This window comes from Clostridium algoriphilum (assembly GCF_020443705.1).
GTDB classification, from domain to species: Bacteria; Bacillota; Clostridia; order Clostridiales; family Clostridiaceae; genus Clostridium_AD; species Clostridium_AD algoriphilum.
Window position 1 is genome coordinate 111663 of sequence record NZ_JAIZZK010000002.1, and the last position, 22193, is coordinate 133855.

Consider the following 22193-nt stretch of genomic DNA (forward strand, 5'->3'; position numbering starts at 1 on the left):
TAAGATTTGGAAGAGTTATCATACTATAATATTTAGTTGCCATTAACACATATACTTTAAGCTATATAAATATATATAAGTTAGAGTATTTATAAATTAGGAGGCTAGTATGAAGAAAAGCATTGGATTTATAGTTATTTTAGCTGTAATGACTTTTGCACTATTTTCGTTAAAGAATTCATTTAAAGACTATAGGGTTACAGTTAAAGATGGACTTATAAAATCACAAATTATGTTTAAAGGGTTAAATAATGCAGTAGATTTTACGAAGGATACTAACGAAAATTATTATGTAGCTTTCAAAGATAGAGTACAGTACATAGATAAAATGGGAAAAGCTTACAATGTATTTGCAAATAAGAAGCTAAGTATATCTAGTTTAGATTATAATAATGGTGTATTGTATTACGCATCAGCTACATCAGTATATTCTTATAATATAATATCAAAGGAAACTAAAGAAATAATTAAAGGTATACCTAATTATGGAGATTATAATAAGAGTTTAATTCGAATTAATGGAAATTATCTATTTGTTACAATAGGGGCAGCAACAAATTCTGGAGTAGTTGGTCCAGACAATATGTGGCTAACAAGTTATCCTGAAAATCATGATGTTTCACCCAAAAGCATAACTATTAAAGGAATTAATTTTGGAGAACGAAAAACTGGAGCATTTGTTTCCTATCAAACTAGGAACATAAAGGGACAAATGATTACAGAACATATGATTGGAAATTCATCTATAATTATTTATAATTTAAAAACGGGTGCAGAGGGAAATTTTGCTTGGGGCATAAGAAATATGAGAGGGATGGATATTAACAGCGAGGGGAAAATATTAGTTACTGTTGGAGGCATGGAGAATAGGGGATTAAGGCCTGTTAAGGGTGATAGTGATTATATATATAAAATTAAAAAAAGTGCATGGTATGGTTTTCCGGATTATACTGGAGGAGACCCAATAAATTCTCCTAAATTCAAAGATGGATTAAATAAGACTATACCACTTATTTTAGATCATCACCCTACTACAAACCCTTCTGCACCACTTTATCAACATAAATCCGTAAGTAGTTTAGTAAGTCTAGCAATTGATAAAAAAGGAATACTTAGGGATGAAGACTGTATATATTTTTATGAAAAGAATGATAATAGTATATATAGTCTAAATAAAACGGGCGCACTTAAAGAAAAAGTAAACTTTGGAGGAAACACTTATATATCCAGCATGAAGTTTTTTAATAATTTAATGGTTTTAGATTCTAAAAACGGATATTTAATTAGTCTTAGTAAAAATACAAACAATAATATTGGCGGCTTAACGCAAAGGGTTAGTTATTATTTATTAGCGATTGTAATGACACTAATAGTTAGCATACTTGTTGGATTGAGCAAAAAGAATTAGAATGTAATAAGTATTTGTTATTATATAAATTGAACTATGTGCTTAGAGCACATTTAGAGTATACTAAATTGAGAGGGTGAACAAGTTAATGGGAAGAATTGAAACAACTTATGGAAGAACTTTAAAAGGACTAATGATAACAGTAAATCCAATTAAAAAAAAGGTAATGAAAACTCATTGTATTGTTCACAAATTTATAAATATTCAAGCTATTGCAATATTAAAAAATAAGGAATATAGCGAAGTTAATAATTTTTATAAAGGGCATATAAAAGAACTAAACAAAGGGGTTACTTGGGCAGATCAAGATTTTAAAAGCTCGAATCATTTTTATCATCATATTAAAGGAACTGGTCTTTATGGATTTTCAAATGCATTAACTGAATTTGAAAAATATTATAAAGGCGCTTTGAGATTTATGGAAGCAGGAGATACAAGGCAAGCACTATTTTATTTTGGAGCAGCTTGCCATTTAATTCAAGATGCGACTGTTCCTCAACATGTGAACAATAAACTGCTAAAAAACCACAGAAATTTTGAGCTTTGGATTATAAGTAGATTAATGAGTGATTATTCATTTCCTATTTTTAATGAAATAATAAAACTAGATAAGGTAGAAGACTATATAAAAAATAATGCATTATTTGCTAATGAAACTTATATTTCTTACGCAAACATAAAAAACAAGGAGGATAGGTACAAGAAGATATCTACCCTTATAGTGCAGAGAGCACAAAAGACAACTGCAGGCTTAATGTTAAATTTTTATGATGAAGTTAAGAAATAATTCCTTTGTTTTAGAGGAATTATTTTGTTTTTGAAGAATAAATTAAGAGAAGTAAAAACAAATGAAATCACATTTATGGGGGGGAGTAACAATTGAAGAAGGAGGTTTTTATAAACTTAGAAAAAGAAATCTTCAAAGGAAATTTGTTAGACATAGGTTTTTCTAACTATGGGATTATATATAATATATATAAACAAAATACTGATGATAGTAGTAGCGTAGATTATGTAGAAGGTAAGGAAGAGAAGATAGGGATAGAAAAGGGAGTATATGACATATGCGCACTGTTTTTTACTTTAAGTGATATAAAGACTACAAAAAACAAGGAAAAATTAATAGAAGACATATATAAATTCTTAAAAGAAGACGGATTGTTATATATATGGGACATAGATAAAGGAATTTCTAAAATCTTCAACTCTAAAATAAAGATTGTATTACCTGATAAAAACACAAAGCAGATATATCTTAGAGACTTAAATATGTTTAAAAATAGTTCTAAAGAGAATACAATTAAGGTTTTACAACCTTATTTTGAAATATTAACCATCAAAAACTCAGACAATATTTACTACATGATATGCAAAAAGAAAGGGAAATCAAAAGATGAAAGTAACACTAGTAGGAATTAATGCAAAATACATTCACAGTAACTTAGCAGTAAGATATTTAAAATCATATACAGAGAACTTAGATTATGAATGTGAGATTATGGAGTTTTCTATCAATGATCAAATTGAAAGAATCTTAGAGGAAATTCTGAAAAATAAACCAGATATTGTAGTATTATCCTGCTACATATGGAATATTGATTATATAAAGGCTGTAGCATCTCTTATAAAGCTTGTAGATAGTAAAATAGAAATCATTTATGGCGGACCAGAAGTTAGTTACGACTGTGAAGCTTTTCTTACCGAAAATGTAGGGGACTACGTTATAGAGGGGGAAGGCGAAGAAACATATAAAGAATTTATTAATTGGAAGATTTCATGTGAGAAAAATAAGACGCTTAGCGATGTGAGCAGTATTCAAAACATTCTAGGTCTATATTATAGAGATAATTGTAAAATTGGTTATAATGGCAAAAGGCCATTAATGGATATTAATAAGGTTGTTTTTCCATATAGTGAGGAGATATTTACTAAGAAAATAGTTTATTATGAAGCATCAAGAGGATGTCCTTTTAGTTGTAAGTATTGTCTTTCGTCCACAACTCATGGAGTTAGATTTCTAAATACTGAAAGGGTAAAGAAAGAATTGAAATTCTTGGCAGATAAAAAGGTGCAACTTATAAAGTTTGTTGATCGAACATTTAATTGCAATCCGAAATTTGCAGCGGAAATTTGGGAATATTTAATAAATATGAAATGTGAAACAACATTTCACTTTGAAATTTCTGCGGATTTGTTAAACAAACAAGAACTAGATATTTTATCTAAGGCACCAAAGGGAAGATTTCAATTTGAAGTGGGCGTACAAACAACTAACCCATTAGTGCTTAATAATATAAGTAGATTTGTAACATTTGATGAAATAAAAGAAAAAGTTTCAAAAGTAAAAGAAATAGGGACTATTAATCAACATTTAGACCTAATAGCAGGTCTTCCAGGTGAAAATTATGAATCATTTAAGGAATCTTTTAATGACGTCTATAGCATTCACGCAGAAGTTATACAACTAGGCTTTTTAAAATTACTTAAAGGTTCAGATATGATGAATGAGGTTTCAATGTGGGGAATGGTATATGCACCCTATCCACCTTATGAAATTTTAAAAACAAGGGATATAAGTTATGAGGAATTAGTTAGATTAAAAAGGGTAGAAAAAATGGTAGATAAGTATTACAATTCACAAAAGTTTAGTACCATTTTAAAATACTTTGTTGAAAAGTTTAATACACCATTTGAATTCTATTATGAACTAGGTTTGTTCTTTTATCAAAAGGGATACTTGAGTAGAAAGATTTCATCTGTAGATTACTATAAAATATTTATTGAATTTAATGAGGAAAAACTTAAAGAGGAAAGTTTTGCTTTAAAAGAGATTGTTAAATACGACTATCTTAAATATAATAAAAAGAAATGGCTTCCAACCTTCCTAATTAGAGAGTCGAATAAAGAATTAGAAAGAAACATTAAGATGAAAATGTTAGAAAACAATATTATAAACAATGAATCTGATATTCATATTGAAAAATTCACCATTAATATTCTAGATTATTTAGATAATAATAATATATGTAAAGAAGATCAATATTTAGTATATGATATTAATAATGAGGAGAATATAAAGGATATAACTTATTTATTAATGTAAAATAATAATGAGTAAAATTGGTATGTTTATAAAAGAGGACATATATTTACTTAAGAAAAATTTCAAGCATAAATAAAAGAGTTAATATTACGAATATTCGCTTATTTTTACAAAAAAAGGTTGAAGTTTCTATTTATAATTAGTATAATTTAGTTGTAAATAATAACTACATAAAATATGATAATAATTAACATAAAGTGAAATTATTATATTATAAAGTGTTAATAATTAACTATACTCATAATACCTATTTAGGGACATAAGAATAAATGGCAAGTTAAAGCAAAATATCATGTTAACTTGCTATTTCTTTTTATGTGACTTTAAGGAAAAAGGTGGTGATATTTTGGCATTAGAGGCAATAAAAAGTATACAAGATGCAGAAAAGCAAGCAGTAGATATTATAAGTAAAGCAACTTTTGAAAGTAAAGACATACTTAAAGAATCTCAAACTTACGCTGAAGTTAAGTATAAAAAGATTTTGGATGAAGTTCGAGAAGAAAATAAAAAAATGATTGAAGACGCTAAAGAAGAAGGTAGGAGGAAGTCCGAACCAATTTTAGAAGCTGGTAAAATAGATATAGAGAATATACTCAATTTAGAAAAAGAAAGATTTGATAGGGCAGTTAGCATAGTGGTTGAGAGGATAGTGAAAAATAATGGCAATAGTTAAAATGAGTAAATTTACATTGTTTGCATTTGAATCACAAAAAGATGCTTTGTTAGATAACCTTCACAAGTTTGAAAATATTCAATTTATTAATCTACAAGAAAGCACAGGGGAACATTTACAATCTCTCCTAAAAGACTCGGAGAATGAAAAAGTTTCTTTTTTAGAAGGTGAGCAAGCAAAAATAAAATTTGCAATTGATCTATTAATAAAGTATTCAGAAAAAGAAGGTGCTATAAAATCTTTAGTCAAGGGTAAAAGTTTATTGAATTATGAGGAGTTAGAGACTTTAGCTAAAAAATCAAACTATAGTGAGAATTATAAGAGGCTAAAAGAAAAAGAGAATAATTTGCTCCAAATGAAGAATGAAAAAACTAAAATTACTTCGGAAATAGAAGTATTAACCCCATGGATATCATTGGATGCTACTTTCAGTGATCTAAAATCATTGAAATCGACCGTATTTTTAATGGGGTCAATTCCTAAAGTTATCAAAGAAACTTTTAGAGAAAAATTAGAAAGTGAAATTCCATATTCATACTTAGAAGTAATTAGTGAAGTGAAAGATGAAATAAATGTAATTGCTTTAGTACATAAGGATTATGAGGATAAAGCAGAAGACATATTTAAGAATCATAACTTTAATGCAATTAATTTTAAATATGATGGAATTCCAGCGTTGGTTATAAAAACGTTTAACAAAAGATTAGAAGAAATATCTAATGAAGAAAAAGGAATATATGTAGATATAAAAAATGATTGTATCTATCTAGAAGATTTTAAAATAGTATATGAATATTTATCAAATAAACATATAAAAGCGTTGGCATGTAAAAATTTCTTAAAAACAGAAAGTGTAGTTGCTATAGAAGGATGGGTCCCTTCAGGATTAACAAAAGATTTAGAGAAGACTATAAAACTTATAACTAAAGATAACTTTTATTTAGATCTTATAGAAGCTCCTAAAGAAAGTGATGAAGTACCAATACTTTTAAAAAATAATTCAGTGGTAGAACCTTTTGAATCAATAACATCAATGTATAGTTTACCTAAGTATTCAGAACTTGACCCAACCCCATTACTTACACCTTTTTATATGGTATTCTTTGGAATGATGGTAGCTGACATTGGATATGGAATATTAATGTTTTCAGTTATGGCATTTGCTTTAAAAAAATTCAATTTAAATGAAGGTCAACGAAAGTTTGCTAGATTTTTCCTAGTTCTTAGTGTACCTACAACTGTTGCAGGAGTTATTTATGGAAGCTTTTTTGGGGACCTAATAGGATTTATATCAAATCATAGTTTATTAAATCCTTCAAAAGATTTAATGACAATACTTATTATATCTATAGTAATGGGTGCATTCCAAATTTATTTTGGTCTTGCAGTTAAAGCTTATATATTAATTAAAGCCAGAAAGCCTATGGATGCTGTTTACGATGTATTAACATGGTATTTAGCATTAACTGGAGCATTTTTACTAATAGGTGGAGCACAAGTAGGATTAAGCCCACTTGTAATTAATATAGGTAAATGGGTTATGATAGCGGGAATGGTTGGACTATTACTCACTCAAGGAAGAGAAAGTAAAGGACTCGGCGGAAAGATTGGTGGAGGTATATATGGTTTATATGGTATTACGAGTTACATAGGAGATTTGGTTTCATACTCAAGACTTATGGCTCTTGGACTTGCCGGTGGATTTATAGCATCTGCGTTTAATAGCATTATTAGAATGTTACCAACACCATATAATATATTGCTGGGAGTATTTATATTTGTAGGTGCACAATTGTTTAATCTATTCTTAAGTTCTCTAGGAGCTTATGTTCATAGTGCTAGACTTCAATATGTAGAGTATTTTAGTAAGTTTTATAAAGGCGGGGGAAGAGCTTTCAAAGCGTTTAAACCCAAGAATCAATATATCAATGTAAAAAATAAGATGAAAATTTAAGGAGGAAATAATTATGACATTTATGGATTTTTTCGTTAAACATGGTGGATATGTTTTTGCTGCACTAGGGATGAGTTTAGCTGTATTATTACCAGGAATAGGATCAGCAAAAGGTGTAGGTTTAGTTGGTGAGGCAGCAGCGGGACTCACCACTGAAGAACCAGATAAATTTGGTAAAGCACTAATTCTTCAATTGTTACCAGGAACACAAGGGCTTTATGGTTTTGTTATAGGACTTATGATATTACCTAAATTAGCAACAGCAATGACACTAGATACTGGAATGTATTTATTCATGGCTAGTTTGCCAATAGCATTTGTTGGATTATATTCAGCAGTAGCTCAGGCTAAAACGTCTGCTGCAGGTATTGCAATATTAGCTAAAAATCCAGAACATACAACAAAGGCTATTATACTAGCTGTAATGGTTGAAACATATGCGATATTAGCATTTGTTGTTTCAATAATCTTAATAACAAAAATATTCTAATTTTAAACTAACAAGTTAAAGGGTGTGAATATATGTCAAATTTAGATAATTTATCAGCTAAAATAATAGAGGATGCTAATATTAAAGCTGAAGCTATATTGAAGGAAGCTAAGGAAAATGAGACTTTAATTATAGAAAAGAAGATAAAAGAAGCAGAGGTTGTAGAACATCAAATGCTGGAAAAAACTAAAATTGAGGCTATTATGGTAACACAGAGAGTTATATCAAATTCTAAGCTAACCGTAAGAAATGAAAAGTTAGTTGCTAAGCAGGAAATGATTGATAAGGTTTTTGTATGTGCTTTAGAAAAACTTTTGACAATGAATGATGATAAGTATTTTGAACTTATAAAAAGCTACCTTTTATCAATGCCAATAGTAGGGGATGAAGAAATTATATTTCCTGAAAAATATAAAAGTATTGTAGAGAATGAATTTTTATTTAATATTAATGCAGCACTTAAAACTTCAGGAAAAGTGGGAGATCTAAAAATAAGTTCTGACCAAAGGGATATAAATAGTGGATTTATAGTGCATAAAAATGGCATAGAAATCAACAACACATTTGAAAGTCTAATTAATTCACTAAGAGATGAGCTAGAACCTGAAATAGTTAAAGAACTGTTCAAATAGAAGGGAGATGACAATTGCTAATTGTTATCTACTCCTGATCTAAATAAGGAGGATAGCCATATATGGATAAAATGAATTTTACACAAGCTGTGGCTAGGCTAAGAGTATTAGAAACAAGACTCCTTACTAAAGTAAAGATTGAGAGAATGGTTGATAGTAACTCTGCGGATGAAGTACTTAAGATTTTGCAGGAAAATGAATATGCAATTTCTATGGGGAATGTAAAAAGAGTAGAGGACTACAACATACTACTTAAGGAGGAATTAAAAAGAGTATATTTACTTATGTATGAAATTTCTCCAGACCCCGATATAGTAGATATTATGAGCTTAAAATATGATTATCATAATATTAAGGTAATGCTAAAAGGGAAAGCTTTAGATAAGGATTTATCTTATATGCTAATTCCGGTTGGTGCAGTGGATATAGAAAAATTAAAGTCTTATATGATGATGCAGGAGTATAAGGAATTGAGCTCTAATATGAGGGAGTCAATACTTCAGTCAGAAAAAATATATCAAGAACTTAAAGATCCTCAAAAGATAGATATTATAACAGATCAATATATGTATAAAGATATGTTAATCAAGGCAGAGAAAACGAAAATCGATTTTATAATCGATTATGTTAAGAGAAGTATAGATTTTTCCAATATAAAGTCTATCATTAGATTGAAAAGACAACAAAAGGATGAGAGCTTTTTAAAAGAGGTTATACTTAGCGGTGGAGATATAGCTAGTGATATTTTATTAAGAGCTTTTAGTGAACCAATTGAAAATATGGCAGCTAAATTTACTTCATTCAAATATGGAGAAGTTGTAAGGCTAGGACTTGAAGAATATATTAAGACTGGTAAACTATCAGTTCTTGAAAAGCTATCAGAAAACTCTATTATGAAGGACCTAAAACCTGCTAAATATGTAACTTTTGGAGCTGAACCGATATTTGCCTATATTGCAGCAAAGGAAACAGAAATAAAAATAATAAGAATAGTTATGGTTGGTAAATTAAATAATGTTGATACGGCAGATATAAGAGAAAGGGTGCGTGATGTATATGCATAAGGTAGGAGTAGTTGGAGATAAAGATTCAATTCTTGCTTTTAAAGCTCTCGGTATTGACGTATACCCTGTTATTGAAATTGAAGAAGCTAAAAAAGTAATAGATAAAATGGCATCAGATAATTATGCAGTTATATTTGTTACTGAGCAGGTAGCTCAGCACTTAGATGAAACTATAGCAAGATACAATAGGCAGATGATTCCTGCCATTATATTAATACCAAGTAATCAAGGCTCACTAAATATAGGAATGCAAAAAATTAGAGATAATGTTGAAAAAGCAGTTGGCGTAAATATTTTATAGGAGGGATATAACTTGAAAACCGGTAAAATTGTAAAAGTTTCAGGTCCATTAGTTGTTGCGAAAGATATGGACGAAGCTAATATATATGACGTTGTTAAGGTTGGAGAAAAGGGTCTTATTGGCGAAATCATCGAAATGAGAGGAGATAGAGCTTCAATTCAAGTATATGAAGAAACATCAGGACTCGGACCAGGAGACCCGGTAGTTACTACTGGAGAACCGCTAAGCGTTGAGCTTGGACCAGGCCTTATGGAATCAATGTTTGATGGTATTCAAAGACCTCTTGATGCAATAAGAGCTATTGCTGGTAACTTCTTAACTAAGGGTGTAAATGTATCACCACTCGACAGAAAAAGAAAGTGGGATTTTGTTCCGACTGCAAAGGTTGGGGATGTTGTATCTTATGGGGTAGCTATAGGTACGGTTAAGGAAACTACTGTTATTACTCAAACAATAATGGTACCTAAGGGAATAGAGGGAACTATAACGTCTATAACTGCAGGAGAATATACTGTAGAAGAGGTAATAGCTGAGGTAAAAACAGAAGATGGAATTAAACAAATTACATTGATGCAAAAATGGCCAGTAAGACGTGGAAGACCATATGCTGAAAAATTAAATCCTGTAGAGCCACTAGTTACAGGACAAAGAGTAATAGATACTTTTTTTCCAGTAACTAAAGGTGGTACTGCGTGTGTTCCAGGCCCATTCGGAAGTGGAAAAACTGTAGTTCAGCATCAATTTGCAAAATGGGCTGATGCAGAAATAGTTGTTTACATAGGTTGCGGTGAACGTGGCAACGAAATGACAGACGTTTTGAACGAATTCCCAGAACTTAAAGATCCTAAAACTGGTGAATCCTTAATGAAAAGAACAGTGTTAATAGCAAACACTTCTAATATGCCAGTTGCAGCTAGAGAAGCTTCTGTATATACAGGTATAACAATAGCCGAGTACTTTAGAGATATGGGATTTGCTGTAGCTTTAATGGCTGATTCAACTTCTCGTTGGGCAGAGGCACTACGTGAAATGTCAGGAAGACTTGAAGAAATGCCAGGTGATGAAGGATATCCAGCATATCTAGGATCACGTGTAGCTGATTTTTATGAAAGGTCGGGAAAGGTAGTTTGCGTTGGAGATGATAAAAGAATAGGGGCAATTACAGTTATTGGTGCAGTATCGCCTCCAGGTGGAGATTTGTCAGAGCCAGTTACACAAGCTACACTTAGAATAGTTAAAGTATTTTGGGGGCTAGACGCTCAACTTGCTTATAGAAGACATTTCCCATCAATAAATTGGTTGGACTCTTATTCACTGTATATGGATCAACTAGCTCCGTGGATGGATGAGAATGTTGCACAAGATTGGACAAAGATTAGAGTTCAAGCTATGACTATTTTGCAAGAAGAAGCAAAGCTTGATGAAATAGTAAGACTTGTAGGTGTAGATGCCCTTTCTGAAAAAGATAGATTGAAACTAGAAGTTGCAAAATCTATTAGAGAAGATTATCTACAACAGAATGCATTCCATGAAGTTGATACGTTTACGTCACTTAGTAAACAATATAAAATGTTAAAGTTAGTCTTAGCATTTCATGTTGAGGGTGAAAAAGCATTGATCGCAGGAGTTTACTTAAAAGAGATATTGAATATGAAAGTAAGAGATAAAATAGCAAGAGCAAAATATATCCCAGAAACTGAAATGTCAAAAATTGATGATATATATACAGCCCTATCTACCGACATAGAAAAATTAATAACGGAAGGAGGAGTTGTTAATGATTAAAGAATACAAAACTATAACTGAAGTTGTAGGGCCACTAATGGTTGTAGAGAAAGTTGAAGGCGTTAAGTACGATGAACTAGTAGAGATAGAGTTACAAAATGGTGAAATTCGTAGCGGAAAAGTACTTGAAATAAACGAAGATAAAGCAATGGTTCAACTATTTGAAAGTTCAGCAGGAATTAACTTAAAAGGAAGTAAGGCTAAATTTCTAGGAAGACCATTGGAACTTGGAGTTTCAGAAGATATGCTTGGAAGAGTCTTTGATGGTCTAGGTAGACCTAAAGACGGTGGACCTAAAATTATACCAGATAAGAGATTAGACATAAATGGAGAAGCATTAAACCCTGTAGCAAGAGATTATCCATCAGAGTTTATTCAAACAGGAATCTCTGCAATAGATGGACTTAATACTTTAGTTAGAGGTCAAAAGTTACCAGTGTTTTCTGGATCAGGTCTTCCTCATGCTCAACTTGCAGCACAAATAGCAAGGCAAGCAAAGGTATTAAATTCTGAATCAAAATTTGTTGTTGTATTTGCAGCTATAGGAATAACCTTTCAAGAAGCACAATTCTTTATAGATGATTTTACAGCTACTGGTGCAATAGACAGAACCGTATTGTTTATGAATCTTGCAAATGATCCAGCTATTGAGAGAATAGCTACACCGAGAATGGCGCTCACTACAGCTGAATACCTTGCTTATGAAAAAGGATATCACGTGCTTGTAATTATGACTGATATCACAAATTATTGTGAGGCCCTACGTGAAGTTTCAGCAGCAAGAAAAGAAGTTCCGGGTAGACGTGGATATCCAGGATATCTTTATACAGATCTTTCGACTCTATATGAGAGGGCAGGTAGGATTAAAGGTCTTGAAGGTTCAATAACTCAAATACCTATACTTACAATGCCTGAGGATGACATTACTCATCCAATTCCTGATTTAACAGGTTATATAACTGAGGGGCAGATTATATTAAGTCGTGAACTTTACAAAAAAGGCATTATGCCTCCAGTAGATGTTCTACCTTCATTATCAAGACTTAAAGATAAAGGAATTGGAAAAGGTAAAACGCGCGAAGATCATGCAGATACAATGAATCAGTTATTTGCGGCTTATGCTCAAGGAAAACAAGCAAAAGAGCTTGCAGTTATTTTAGGTGAGTCAGCTTTATCAGATGCAGACAAGAAATATGCAATATTTGCAGATGCTTTTGAAAAGCAATATGTATCCCAAGGGTTTGAAACTAATAGGACTATAGAAGAAACAATTAATTTAGGCTGGGAGCTTTTAGCCATACTGCCTAGGAATGAATTAAAAAGAATTAGAGATGAATATCTAGATAAGTACTTACCAAGAAAAGAGGGTGAGTAAACATGGCAAGGCTTAATGTCAACCCGACTAGAATGGAACTTACTAAGCTTAAAAAAAAATTGGGTACTGCAACTCGTGGACATAAATTACTAAAAGATAAACAAGATGAACTTATGAGAAGATTTATTGATCTTATAAAACATAATAATGAGCTTCGAGCGAGTGTTGAAGATAAATTACAGAACTCATTTAAAGATTTTGTTATGGCCAGTGCATTAATGTCTCCAGAATTTCTAGAGGAAGCTATAGCGTATCCAAAAGAAAAAATTTCTGTAGAAGTTGAAACTAAAAATCTTATGAGCGTTAATGTTCCGATAATGAAGTTCAAAAGAAAATTAGAAAATGATCCTGGTAGTATATATCCCTACGGATTTGCCAGTACTTCAGCAGATCTTGATGGAGCAATAGAAAAGTTATATCTAATTTTACCAAGACTATTAGAACTAGCGGAAGTTGAAAAAACTTGCCAATTGATGGCAGATGAGATTGAGAAAACTAGAAGAACAGTTAATGCGCTTGAATATATGACAATACCACAACTTAAAGATACTATAAAGTATATAAAAATGAAACTTTCAGAAAATGAGCGTGGAGCTTTAACTAGACTTATGAAGGTTAAGAGCATGATGGAAAAGGCGCAAGAAATTGCAGATGCAAAAGGAATTAGCACATAGATAAGATGAAAATAAGGTGTATTTTATAACACCTTATTTTTTTATGATAACTTAAGTGGCTGTATGATATAATTAAAAATAGAATACAGAATATAGAATATAAAAATAAAATTATTGCTATGAAGGCAATTATCATAAAGAAGAGGAGAATGCATATGGCGGTTAGAAAAATTTTGCAATATGGGGACAAACATCTTAATACTACTTGTGAAAAGGTTGAAAAAGTTAATAAAAAAATACTGAACTTGGTTGATGATATGATGGATACATTGTACGAGGGCAATGGAATAGGTCTTGCTGCTCCACAAATAGGTATTTTAAAAAGGGTTATCTTAATTGATTTAGGAGAGGAAGAAGAAGATCCAATAATAGTTATAAATCCTAAAATAACAGCGCAATCTGGAAATGAAAAGGATTATGAGGGGTGTTTAAGTTATTTGGGATATGAAGGTGAAGTTTTTAGGCCTACAGATGTTACAGTTGAAGGAATTAATATTAAAGGGAAACCAGTAATATATAATGCGACCGGGTTACTAGCAAGGGCTTTCTGTCATGAGATAGATCATTTAGATGGAGTACTCTATATGTCAAGAGCTGAGGAAATGTATGAACTAAACCAGGAATAATAAATAAAGAACATGTCACATGATTATTAATATCATAGGGCATGTCTTTTTTATTTTTTGAATACATTGATTTCTTTCTTTACAAATGTTAATATAATATGGAATGCTAGTGTATATACATCAGTGTATACATATAAAGAAAGGGGTGTATGAGTAAATGCAGAACTTAAAAGAAAAGATTCAGAAATTGAAGAGAGAAAAAAATGCTTTGATCTTAGCACATTATTATCAGAATGATGATATTCAAGAGATAGCTGATTTCGTTGGAGATTCTTATTATCTTAGTAAAATAGCCAAAGAATGTAAAGAGCAAACCATAGTTTTTTGCGGTGTATTGTTTATGGCTGAGAGTGCAAAAATACTATCACCAGAAAAAACGGTGCTACTACCTAATATAGAGGCTGGATGCACTATGGCAGATATGATTAACGGAGAGGATGTTCGCGAACTAAAAAAAGAACATCCCAAAGCAAAGGTTGTATGTTATATGAATTCAACTGCAGAAGTTAAAGCTGAAAGTGATGTATGCTGTACATCCTCTAATGCATTAAAGATAATTAAAAAATTAAATAGTGATGAAGTAATATTTATACCAGATAAAAATTTAGGTGAATATATAAATGAACAAGCTCACGTAAAGAATATGATTTTTTGGAATGGTTTTTGTCGTGTGCATGAATTTGTTAATGTAGATGAAATTATGGATATTAAAAATGCAGATGAACACGTAAAAGTTTTAGTTCATCCTGAATGTAATAGAGAAGTTAGAAAACTTGCGGACTTTATAGGAAGCACTGGAGAGATAATTGACTTTGCTACAAAAGATAATTGTCAAAAGTATTTGATTGTAACTGAAGAAGGTATACTTTATAGCTTAAAAAATAAAAATCCCGATAAACAATTTATAACACCAAAGACACCTATGACATGTTGTAGTATGAAGAAAAATACTTTAAATGATGTTTATATGAGTCTTCTTAATAACCAGCATGAGGTAACGGTAGATGAAAATATAAGACAAGCAGCGCATAAATGTTTAAATGCGATGCATGAAATGACGAGGTGATATTAATATTATGGATATTATTGTTGACGTATTAATAGTTGGAACAGGGGCAGCAGGTCTATATTCCGCTTTAAATTTAAGTGATAATTTAAATATACTTTTAATAACTAAAGATTCTGTGGATAAATGTAATACATCATTAGCTCAAGGTGGAATTTCAGTAGCTAGAGATGAAAAGGATTATGATCTATTTGTGCAAGATACTTTAAAAGCAGGAAAGTATAAAAATTCTGTAGAAGCAGTAAAAACTTTAGTATATGAATCTATAGATAATATTAACGAAGTAATCGATTATGGAACAACTTTTGACAAAGAAAATGGAGGCCTAAGATATACTAAGGAAGGTGCTCACAGCATAAATAGAATTGTCCATAACAAGGATGAAACAGGTAAAGAGCTTTTTGAATCTTTACTAGAAGCACTTAAAAATAAAAAGAACGTTAGAATATTTGAAAATACTACACTTATTGATATCATTATTAATAATAATGTCTGCTGTGGCGGAGTAGTAACTAAGGGAGAAGAAAGAATAAATATATACTCTAAGGAGACTATTTTAGCTACAGGTGGAATTGGGGGTTTATTCAAGAACTCAACTAGTAGGAGAAGCTTAACAGGGGATGGGATAGCTATTGCACTAAGGCATAATATTAAAACCTCTGATTTAGACTATGTGCAATTTCACCCAACTGCTTTATACGATGATAAGGTCAATTGTGAGAAGTTTCTTATATCGGAGTCTCTAAGAGGTGAAGGTGCCAAACTAGTAAACGAAAATGGAAAAAGATTTGTTGATGAGCTTTTACCAAGGGATATAGTTGCTAGGGCAGTTTATGATGAAGAAGAAAAAAGCAGCAAACCGTATGTTTATTTAGATATTTCATTTAAAGGTAAAGACTATATAACAAATAGGTTTCCAGGAATATACAAAAAATGTTTAGAAAGTGGTATAGATATTACAAAGCAAAAAATTCCAGTAACACCAGTGCAACATTATCATATGGGAGGAATTGCTGTTGATTTATCTTCTAGAACATCTATGGATCATTTGTTTGCCTGTGGTGAGGTAAGCTGCACAGGAGTACATGGAGCAAATAGGTTAGCAAGTAATTCACTATTAGAAGCTTTGGTCTTTTCTAGAAGAGCCTCAAAATGTATTAATGAGTCCATTGGTGAAATTGCATCTTTAAGCCTTAAAGATATAAAGGGTATGGAGACCTTTGAAAATTATAGTGTAATTAATAAAACTATAGTTATAGATGAATTTAAGAAAATGAGGGAGGCTATAAGGAATGAATTGGTTAATTATTGATAGCCTTATCATAAATGCTATAAAAGAAGATCTACCACAAAATGATATTACAACGGAATTTATTATAAGAGATGAGTGCAATTGTAGTGTTGATTTAATAGCAAAGCAAAATGGAATAATTGCTGGGCTTCTTGTGTTTGAAAGAGTTTTTAAGTTACTGGGTGAAGTTAATGTGGAGTTTCTAAAATGTGATGGAGATGCAGTTACCGAGGGAGAATGCATAGCAAAAATAAGTGGGAAAACAAAACATATATTAACAGGAGAAAGAACTGCATTAAATTATCTTCAAAGAATGAGTGGCATTGCTACATTAACTAAAACTTACGTGAACAAGTTAGTGGGTAGTGGAGTAAAAATATTGGATACAAGAAAAACTACACCTAACATGAGAATATTTGAAAAATACGCTGTAAAAATTGGTGGGGGTTGTAATCATAGGGACAACCTTTCTGATGGTGTTCTTATTAAAGAAAATCATATAAGTGCTGCTGGAGGAATAAAGGAGGCAGTTAATATTATACGTGATAATGTTTCCTTTGTTAAAAAAATTGAAGTTGAAACAGAATCTTTAAAGCAAGTAAATGAAGCTTTAGAAGTTAAGGCAGATATTATAATGCTAGATAATATGGATGTTTTAGATATGAAAAAAGCCGTAGAGATAATTAATAAAAAAGCTTTAGTTGAGGCATCTGGAGATATAACAATAGACAATATTTCAATAGTAGCAAGCTGCGGAGTTGATTATATATCTGTAGGGGCGTTAACACATTCGTATAAGGTTTTAGATTTAAGTATGAAAAATTTAGTTAATAGTTAAGGTACTTGCGACATGTTATATTGCAAATCTAAAACATAAAATATGTTTATATAGTATTATAACAAAAGTATATATTGTGATAAATGCGGTTGAACTAGCCTTATTTGGTGACGTGAACGCATTGGAAGCAATATATACTTTTGTTGTTTTACATATAAAGAAAACTTAAAAACTTAAACTTTAAGGCACTTATCAATATATTCTTTTAGTCTATCAGTCCAAGCAGGAATCTCAATACCAAATGATTTTTTTATACGAGAAGTATTTACAGCGGTATACTTAGGCTCCTTTATAATATTAGATAAAAGTTTGTCTGAACTAACAATGAGCGGAACATTAAGATTACTGAATTTAATTATACTGTCTATTAGCATTGATTTTGATAGACATCCTTCATTTGTGTAATTATAAACTCCATATTTGTCAGTGGCTAAGAGTTTTTGAAGGACATTAGTTAAATCTTCAATATAAGTTATAGAAATAGTGGGATTTGAAAATAGATAAATTGCTGTATGTTTCCCATTTATGAGCTTTTTTACAAAACAATCATTACCACCATATATAGTTGAGCTACGAATAATGAAATATTTATTACAGATAGTTTGGATTATTTCCTCTCCACCTAATTTACTCTTGCTATAGGCATTTATTGGACTACAGTCATCAACTTCGCTGCAGGGTGATGTATAAGTATCGCCGTACACATCGGTGCTAGATAAGTATATTAGGGGTATATTAAGTGCATTACAACATTTGGAAATATTTAAAGTTCCCACTGTGTTTGTTTCATAAGCTAAAGTTTCATTATACTCGCAAATATATTTATTTGTTATGGCTGCAGTATGAATTATAGCATCAGGTTTTAATAATTCCAGTGTTTTTTCAGTAGCTAATTTGTCCACTATGTTAAGTTCAGTTTTATCTAGGCCATATATAGTATGTGATTTTGAAAGTGCGTTACAAAGATAAGTTCCAATATTACCTTTTGCACCAGTTATTAAAATTTTCATAGATACCTCCTAAAATTTCATGCTATTAAAGTATATGATGCAGTATCATTATTATTAAGGAATTTTGCAATTTACTATGTTAATTTTAATGATATTTGGAGATAATAAAAATCGGAAGTTTTCTTTTGTAGGTATTGCTCTAGATTATAGGTTAGAGACTAAAAAAAATAGAGCATTACATACATAAAATGCATGTCAGTTAACAATTGTTATTAGTTGAATGCATTTGGGAAATGTGGTAAAATATAATATATCTAATATGATTAAAATGATATATATATATATATAGGGGATAGCAATAATGATCTCTTATCTACTAAGAGAACTACAAGGAGGATTTATAATATGGAAACAACAAAACTAAAAGACAATATTTATTGGATTGGGGTAAATGATCCTAAGCTTAAGGTATTTGATATTATAATGGAAACAAAAAAAGGAACTACTTATAATTCATATCTAATAGATGATGAAAAAGTGGCTATAGTAGATTCTGTTAAAAACGGTTTTTTTGATGAATCTTTAAGTAAAATAAAAGGTATTATTGGAGAAAGAAAAGTTGATTATATAATAGTTCAACATACTGAACTAGATCATAGTGGTTCTTTAGGTAGACTATTAGAAGTTTACCCAGAAGCTGTTATTGTTGCTTCAAAAGCTGCTATAATATATTTAAAAGAAATAACAAACAAAGAATTTATTAGTAAACCGGCAGTGGGAGAACTCTCACTCGGTAAAAATACATTACAATTTATTTCTGCACCAAATTTACATTGGCCAGATACAATGTTTACATATGTGAAGGAACAGAAAATATTATTTACCTGTGATGTAATGGGGTGTCACTATTCACCAGCTAATTGTATAACTGATTCTTGCTCAGGTGATTATTTTGAAGAAATGAGATATTACTTTGATGTTATAATGGGACCATTTAAAAAATTTGTTAATTCAGGTTTAGATAAAATTAAAGATTTAGAGTTAGATATGGTAGCACCAAGCCATGGACCTATTCATATAGAAGACATTAAAATGTATGTAGACCTTTATAGAAAATGGGCTAAGGTTGAGGAAATTAAAGAAAAAAATATTCAAATTTTTTATATTTCAGCTTATGGTAATACTGAAATTATTGGGAAATATATTGCTAAAAAAATTAATGATAAGGGCATAAAAGCCGAAGCTCATGAAATAACATCTATGGATTTAGGTGAAATTATACCATTAATTGAAAAAGCTTCAGGGATAATGATTGGTTCTCCAACCATTAATCAAGATGCTGTAAAGCCTGCATGGGATGTTTTATCTCTTGTATGTCCAATTACTAATAGAGGCAAAATTGCAGCTGCCTTCGGATCATATGGGTGGAGTGGAGAAGGTGTTCCTATGCTTACACAAAGATTAAAGTCTTTAAAATTTAAAGTTGTAGAGGAAGGATTTAAGTTTAAATTTGTTCCAGACAACAAAGAATATGAGCAAGCTGATAAATTTGTGGAAGAGTTTTTGCAATTACTAAAATAAAATTATATTTTGGTATTTTAGATTTGTTTAAGACTCAGGTTAGAGTAAATAAGATAGATTAAATAATATAAAAAAGAAATCTCACTTACATAGTGAAATTTTTTTTTTATAAGTAATTAAAAATACACTAATGTAGGAATAAAATGATGAGTATATAAAATAATACTGTTGTACACTTTATATAGTGAGAATCTATATATAGAATATTAAATCGTAAATGATTTATGGAGGGGATGTATTTGAAAAAACAATATATAATTGATTTTTTAAATAAAAATGAATTAAGTGATATATCTGAAATCCAATATAAAAAGGGAACCATAGCACTGAAATTCAAATACTATTATGATGATGTAGAAATGCAAGCGGCTACATCCTATGCAAATGAAGAGGGTGATTTTAAACAAAACAAAGAAGAATGGTATGAAGAATTTTTTCTGCCTTACCTAAGTGATATTTCAGCAGATAATGTTGAAGACATTATGGAAGAATGTGCGGAAGAATTGGAAATTGAATACGAATTCATTGGTTGTGATATTTCGCAAGATGCATATGAGTTTAATGAATTCGCTGTTGTATTTTATGCAGAAGATTCAAATGTTGAGATTGATGATATTTTAATGGAATTGGATTTTTGATTATATATATATACTGAAAAGTGGTTTTGCTAAGCCACTTTTTTCGAGGTGGCTTTAACTTTCTGATATTTAACTATAACTTCATCTAACTGCTGACTACATGATACAACCATTTTATCCGTAGGTTTTTTAAAATTTAATAAAAAATGTAATATAGCTCTTAATGATTCTAATTCCTTGTTTATAATTCTTAGTTTTATATTCATATATTTACACCTCTTCCACTTAATTTAGTATTTGTGAAGTAAATACATAATACCATATTATTCAATCTATGTTAAATTTTTTGTTAGCCATGATAATGTAAGAAAATACAAAATATACTATAATATATGGGGATAAAGTGAAAATATATGGTAAATTGTACCATGAAAACCCACTCAGATGTTGAAAAAAGCTATTTGGTAAGATATGTAAATGACGAAAAAAGTCTTAATTTTCTTATGTTATTATGTAAATAATAGAGTATGTTTGTTTTATACTATTTATGATTAAAATTTTAAAATTAATAAAAAAATAGAATTATTGTAGGAGTGATATTATTAGTATGGATGAATTAACAAGCAGAATAAATTACCTTTATAAAAAAAGTAAAGAGGATAAGCTTACAGAGGAAGAGAAAGTAGAGCAACAAGAATTAAGGAAAAGATATGTAGAAAATGTTAAAAGAAATTTTAGATCTCAACTTGATACAATAAAAAAAGTATAAAAGTGAATAACAAATTTATAAAATAGTAGAAATGGGGAATTTTAATGGCTGTTACTATAGAGGAACTAATAGAATATTTTAAACTAGAGGTTTTAGTAGAAGGAGAAAAGGGTAAACTAATTAATATTAGTGATATTAATAGACCGGGACTACAAATTGCAGGGTTTTACGAGTATTTTGATAATAAGAGAGTTCAATTAATTGGCATGGCAGAGTGGAGTTTTTTAGATTGTATGGAGCCGGACCTTAGAAAAAAACGATTAAACAAATATTTTAAACTTGATACACCTTGTGTTATTTTTACTAGGCATTTGCAACCTCACAAGGAAGTTGTAAAGGCAGCTACTGAAAATGGACGATGGGTTTTACGAACAAAATTAATTTCAACAAGATTTATTAGTAAGCTAACAAATTACTTAGATACTAAGTTAGCTCCAGAAACTAGGCTTCACGGCGTCTTATTGGATGTTTATGGTATAGGCATATTATTAACTGGAGAGAGTGGGATAGGTAAGAGTGAATGTGCATTAGAGCTAATAAAGAGGGGTCATAGATTAATTGCAGATGATGCAGTAGATATTAAAGAAATTGATGGCGTTTTGCATGGCAATTGTCCATACATAACTTCAGGGATGCTTGAGGTAAGAGGTATGGGAATAATTGATATTCCAGCAATTTATGGTATGAGTTCAGTTTTAAATGCTAAGACTATTAGTTTATTCGTTTCGCTTACTCAGTGGAACGAGAATGAAGAATACGATAGGCTGGGTATAGATAATCAGTTTATGGATGTTTTAAATGTACCTTTGAGAAAAATAACATTGCCAGTTAGACCAGGAAGAAATATAGCAGTAATTATTGAAGCGGCTGCGGCTAATTATATATATAGTCTAAATTCTACCATAACTCCTGTTGAAACTATAAATAAAAGAATAGAGGAAGTAACCAAAGCACGTAATAAGTAATAAAAGATAAATTAGTAAAATATTTAATATTTGTAATGATTTTTATTAATTGTAATTTTAGTAAAAATTT

Annotated in this window: 23 protein-coding genes; 21 read left to right on the forward strand and 2 right to left on the reverse strand. The window is 30.4% G+C overall.

Features of this window, described 5'->3' with window-relative positions:
* Positions 1–109: 109 nt before the first annotated feature.
* From LGK95_RS02765 to nadC, 17 genes are all read left to right on the forward strand, one after another.
* Entirely contained in the window at positions 110–1408 is a 1299-nt protein-coding gene (locus LGK95_RS02765; protein WP_226121972.1) for a hypothetical protein, read from the forward strand.
* An 88-nt stretch (positions 1409–1496) separates the two neighbouring features.
* A complete protein-coding gene (locus LGK95_RS02770; RefSeq protein WP_226121973.1) occupies positions 1497–2195 on the forward strand; it encodes a zinc dependent phospholipase C family protein in 699 nt (232 codons plus the stop codon).
* Positions 2196–2287: 92 nt separating this feature from the next.
* Positions 2288–2827: a class I SAM-dependent methyltransferase gene (locus LGK95_RS02775; protein WP_226121974.1), complete on the forward strand. Its 540-nt coding sequence runs from the start codon at positions 2288–2290 to the stop codon at positions 2825–2827.
* Positions 2802–4511 carry a B12-binding domain-containing radical SAM protein gene (locus tag LGK95_RS02780; RefSeq protein ID WP_226121975.1) on the forward strand — a complete coding sequence of 570 codons (1710 nt, stop codon included), beginning with the start codon at positions 2802–2804 and terminating at the stop codon, positions 4509–4511. The genes LGK95_RS02775 and LGK95_RS02780 overlap by 26 nt, the downstream gene beginning before the upstream one ends.
* Positions 4512–4857: 346 nt before the next feature.
* Positions 4858–5184 carry an ATPase gene (locus tag LGK95_RS02785; protein ID WP_226121977.1) on the forward strand — a complete coding sequence of 109 codons (327 nt, stop codon included), beginning with the start codon at positions 4858–4860 and terminating at the stop codon, positions 5182–5184.
* On the forward strand, positions 5171–7138 hold the full coding sequence (locus LGK95_RS02790) for a V-type ATP synthase subunit I (RefSeq protein WP_226121979.1): 1968 nt from the start codon (positions 5171–5173) through the stop codon (positions 7136–7138). Before LGK95_RS02785 ends, LGK95_RS02790 begins: the two co-directional genes overlap by 14 nt.
* A 13-nt stretch (positions 7139–7151) precedes the next feature.
* Positions 7152–7628, forward strand: a complete 477-nt coding sequence (locus LGK95_RS02795) for a V-type ATP synthase subunit K (RefSeq protein WP_226121981.1) — start codon at positions 7152–7154, stop codon at positions 7626–7628.
* Between the two features lie 32 nt (positions 7629–7660).
* Complete coding sequence (locus LGK95_RS02800) at positions 7661–8260, forward strand: V-type ATP synthase subunit E (protein ID WP_226121983.1); 600 nt, start codon at positions 7661–7663, stop codon at positions 8258–8260.
* Positions 8261–8322: 62 nt separating this feature from the next.
* Positions 8323–9324: a V-type ATP synthase subunit C gene (locus LGK95_RS02805; protein WP_226121985.1), complete on the forward strand. Its 1002-nt coding sequence runs from the start codon at positions 8323–8325 to the stop codon at positions 9322–9324.
* Complete coding sequence (locus tag LGK95_RS02810) at positions 9317–9625, forward strand: V-type ATP synthase subunit F (protein WP_226121987.1); 309 nt, start codon at positions 9317–9319, stop codon at positions 9623–9625. Before LGK95_RS02805 ends, LGK95_RS02810 begins: the two co-directional genes overlap by 8 nt.
* A 12-nt stretch (positions 9626–9637) precedes the next feature.
* Positions 9638–11410 (forward strand): V-type ATP synthase subunit A, encoded by a 1773-nt coding sequence (locus LGK95_RS02815; protein ID WP_226121989.1) that lies wholly within the window; start codon positions 9638–9640, stop codon positions 11408–11410.
* Entirely contained in the window at positions 11403–12785 is a 1383-nt protein-coding gene (locus LGK95_RS02820) for a V-type ATP synthase subunit B (RefSeq protein WP_226121991.1), read from the forward strand. Before LGK95_RS02815 ends, LGK95_RS02820 begins: the two co-directional genes overlap by 8 nt.
* Positions 12786–12787: 2 nt before the next feature.
* Positions 12788–13459 carry a V-type ATP synthase subunit D gene (locus LGK95_RS02825; protein ID WP_226121993.1) on the forward strand — a complete coding sequence of 224 codons (672 nt, stop codon included), beginning with the start codon at positions 12788–12790 and terminating at the stop codon, positions 13457–13459.
* A 155-nt stretch (positions 13460–13614) separates the two neighbouring features.
* Entirely contained in the window at positions 13615–14085 is a 471-nt protein-coding gene (gene def, locus LGK95_RS02830; RefSeq protein WP_226121996.1) for a peptide deformylase, read from the forward strand.
* A 157-nt stretch (positions 14086–14242) separates the two neighbouring features.
* The gene (gene nadA, locus LGK95_RS02835) at positions 14243–15151 is read left to right on the forward strand and encodes a quinolinate synthase NadA (RefSeq protein WP_226121997.1); all 909 of its coding nucleotides are present in this window, start codon (positions 14243–14245) and stop codon (positions 15149–15151) included.
* Between the two features lie 10 nt (positions 15152–15161).
* Positions 15162–16463: an L-aspartate oxidase gene (locus LGK95_RS02840; RefSeq protein ID WP_226121999.1), complete on the forward strand. Its 1302-nt coding sequence runs from the start codon at positions 15162–15164 to the stop codon at positions 16461–16463.
* Positions 16444–17280: a carboxylating nicotinate-nucleotide diphosphorylase gene (gene nadC / locus LGK95_RS02845; RefSeq protein WP_226122000.1), complete on the forward strand. Its 837-nt coding sequence runs from the start codon at positions 16444–16446 to the stop codon at positions 17278–17280. Before LGK95_RS02840 ends, nadC begins: the two co-directional genes overlap by 20 nt.
* A 173-nt stretch (positions 17281–17453) precedes the next feature.
* On the opposite strand, the gene LGK95_RS02850 is transcribed toward nadC, so the two are convergent.
* Entirely contained in the window at positions 17454–18290 is an 837-nt protein-coding gene (locus LGK95_RS02850; RefSeq protein ID WP_226122001.1) for an SDR family oxidoreductase, read from the reverse strand.
* A 345-nt stretch (positions 18291–18635) separates the two neighbouring features.
* Between LGK95_RS02850 and LGK95_RS02855 the strand changes: the two genes are divergently transcribed.
* Together LGK95_RS02855 and LGK95_RS02860 are read left to right on the forward strand one after the other, a co-directional pair.
* On the forward strand, positions 18636–19811 hold the full coding sequence (locus LGK95_RS02855) for an FprA family A-type flavoprotein (RefSeq protein ID WP_226122003.1): 1176 nt from the start codon (positions 18636–18638) through the stop codon (positions 19809–19811).
* A 239-nt stretch (positions 19812–20050) separates the two neighbouring features.
* Positions 20051–20449 (forward strand): hypothetical protein, encoded by a 399-nt coding sequence (locus LGK95_RS02860; protein WP_226122006.1) that lies wholly within the window; start codon positions 20051–20053, stop codon positions 20447–20449.
* 29 nt (positions 20450–20478) lie between these two features.
* On the opposite strand, the gene LGK95_RS02865 is transcribed toward LGK95_RS02860, so the two are convergent.
* Positions 20479–20655, reverse strand: coding sequence for an aspartyl-phosphate phosphatase Spo0E family protein (locus tag LGK95_RS02865; protein WP_226122008.1), 177 nt, complete (start codon positions 20653–20655; stop codon positions 20479–20481).
* Between the two features lie 335 nt (positions 20656–20990).
* Here LGK95_RS02865 and LGK95_RS02870 point away from each other — a divergent pair, with 335 nt between their 5' ends.
* Together LGK95_RS02870 and hprK are read left to right on the forward strand one after the other, a co-directional pair.
* Complete coding sequence (locus LGK95_RS02870) at positions 20991–21158, forward strand: DUF896 domain-containing protein (protein WP_226122307.1); 168 nt, start codon at positions 20991–20993, stop codon at positions 21156–21158.
* 44 nt (positions 21159–21202) lie between these two features.
* Complete coding sequence (gene hprK / locus LGK95_RS02875; RefSeq protein ID WP_226122010.1) at positions 21203–22123, forward strand: HPr(Ser) kinase/phosphatase; 921 nt, start codon at positions 21203–21205, stop codon at positions 22121–22123.
* Positions 22124–22193 lie beyond the last annotated feature (70 nt).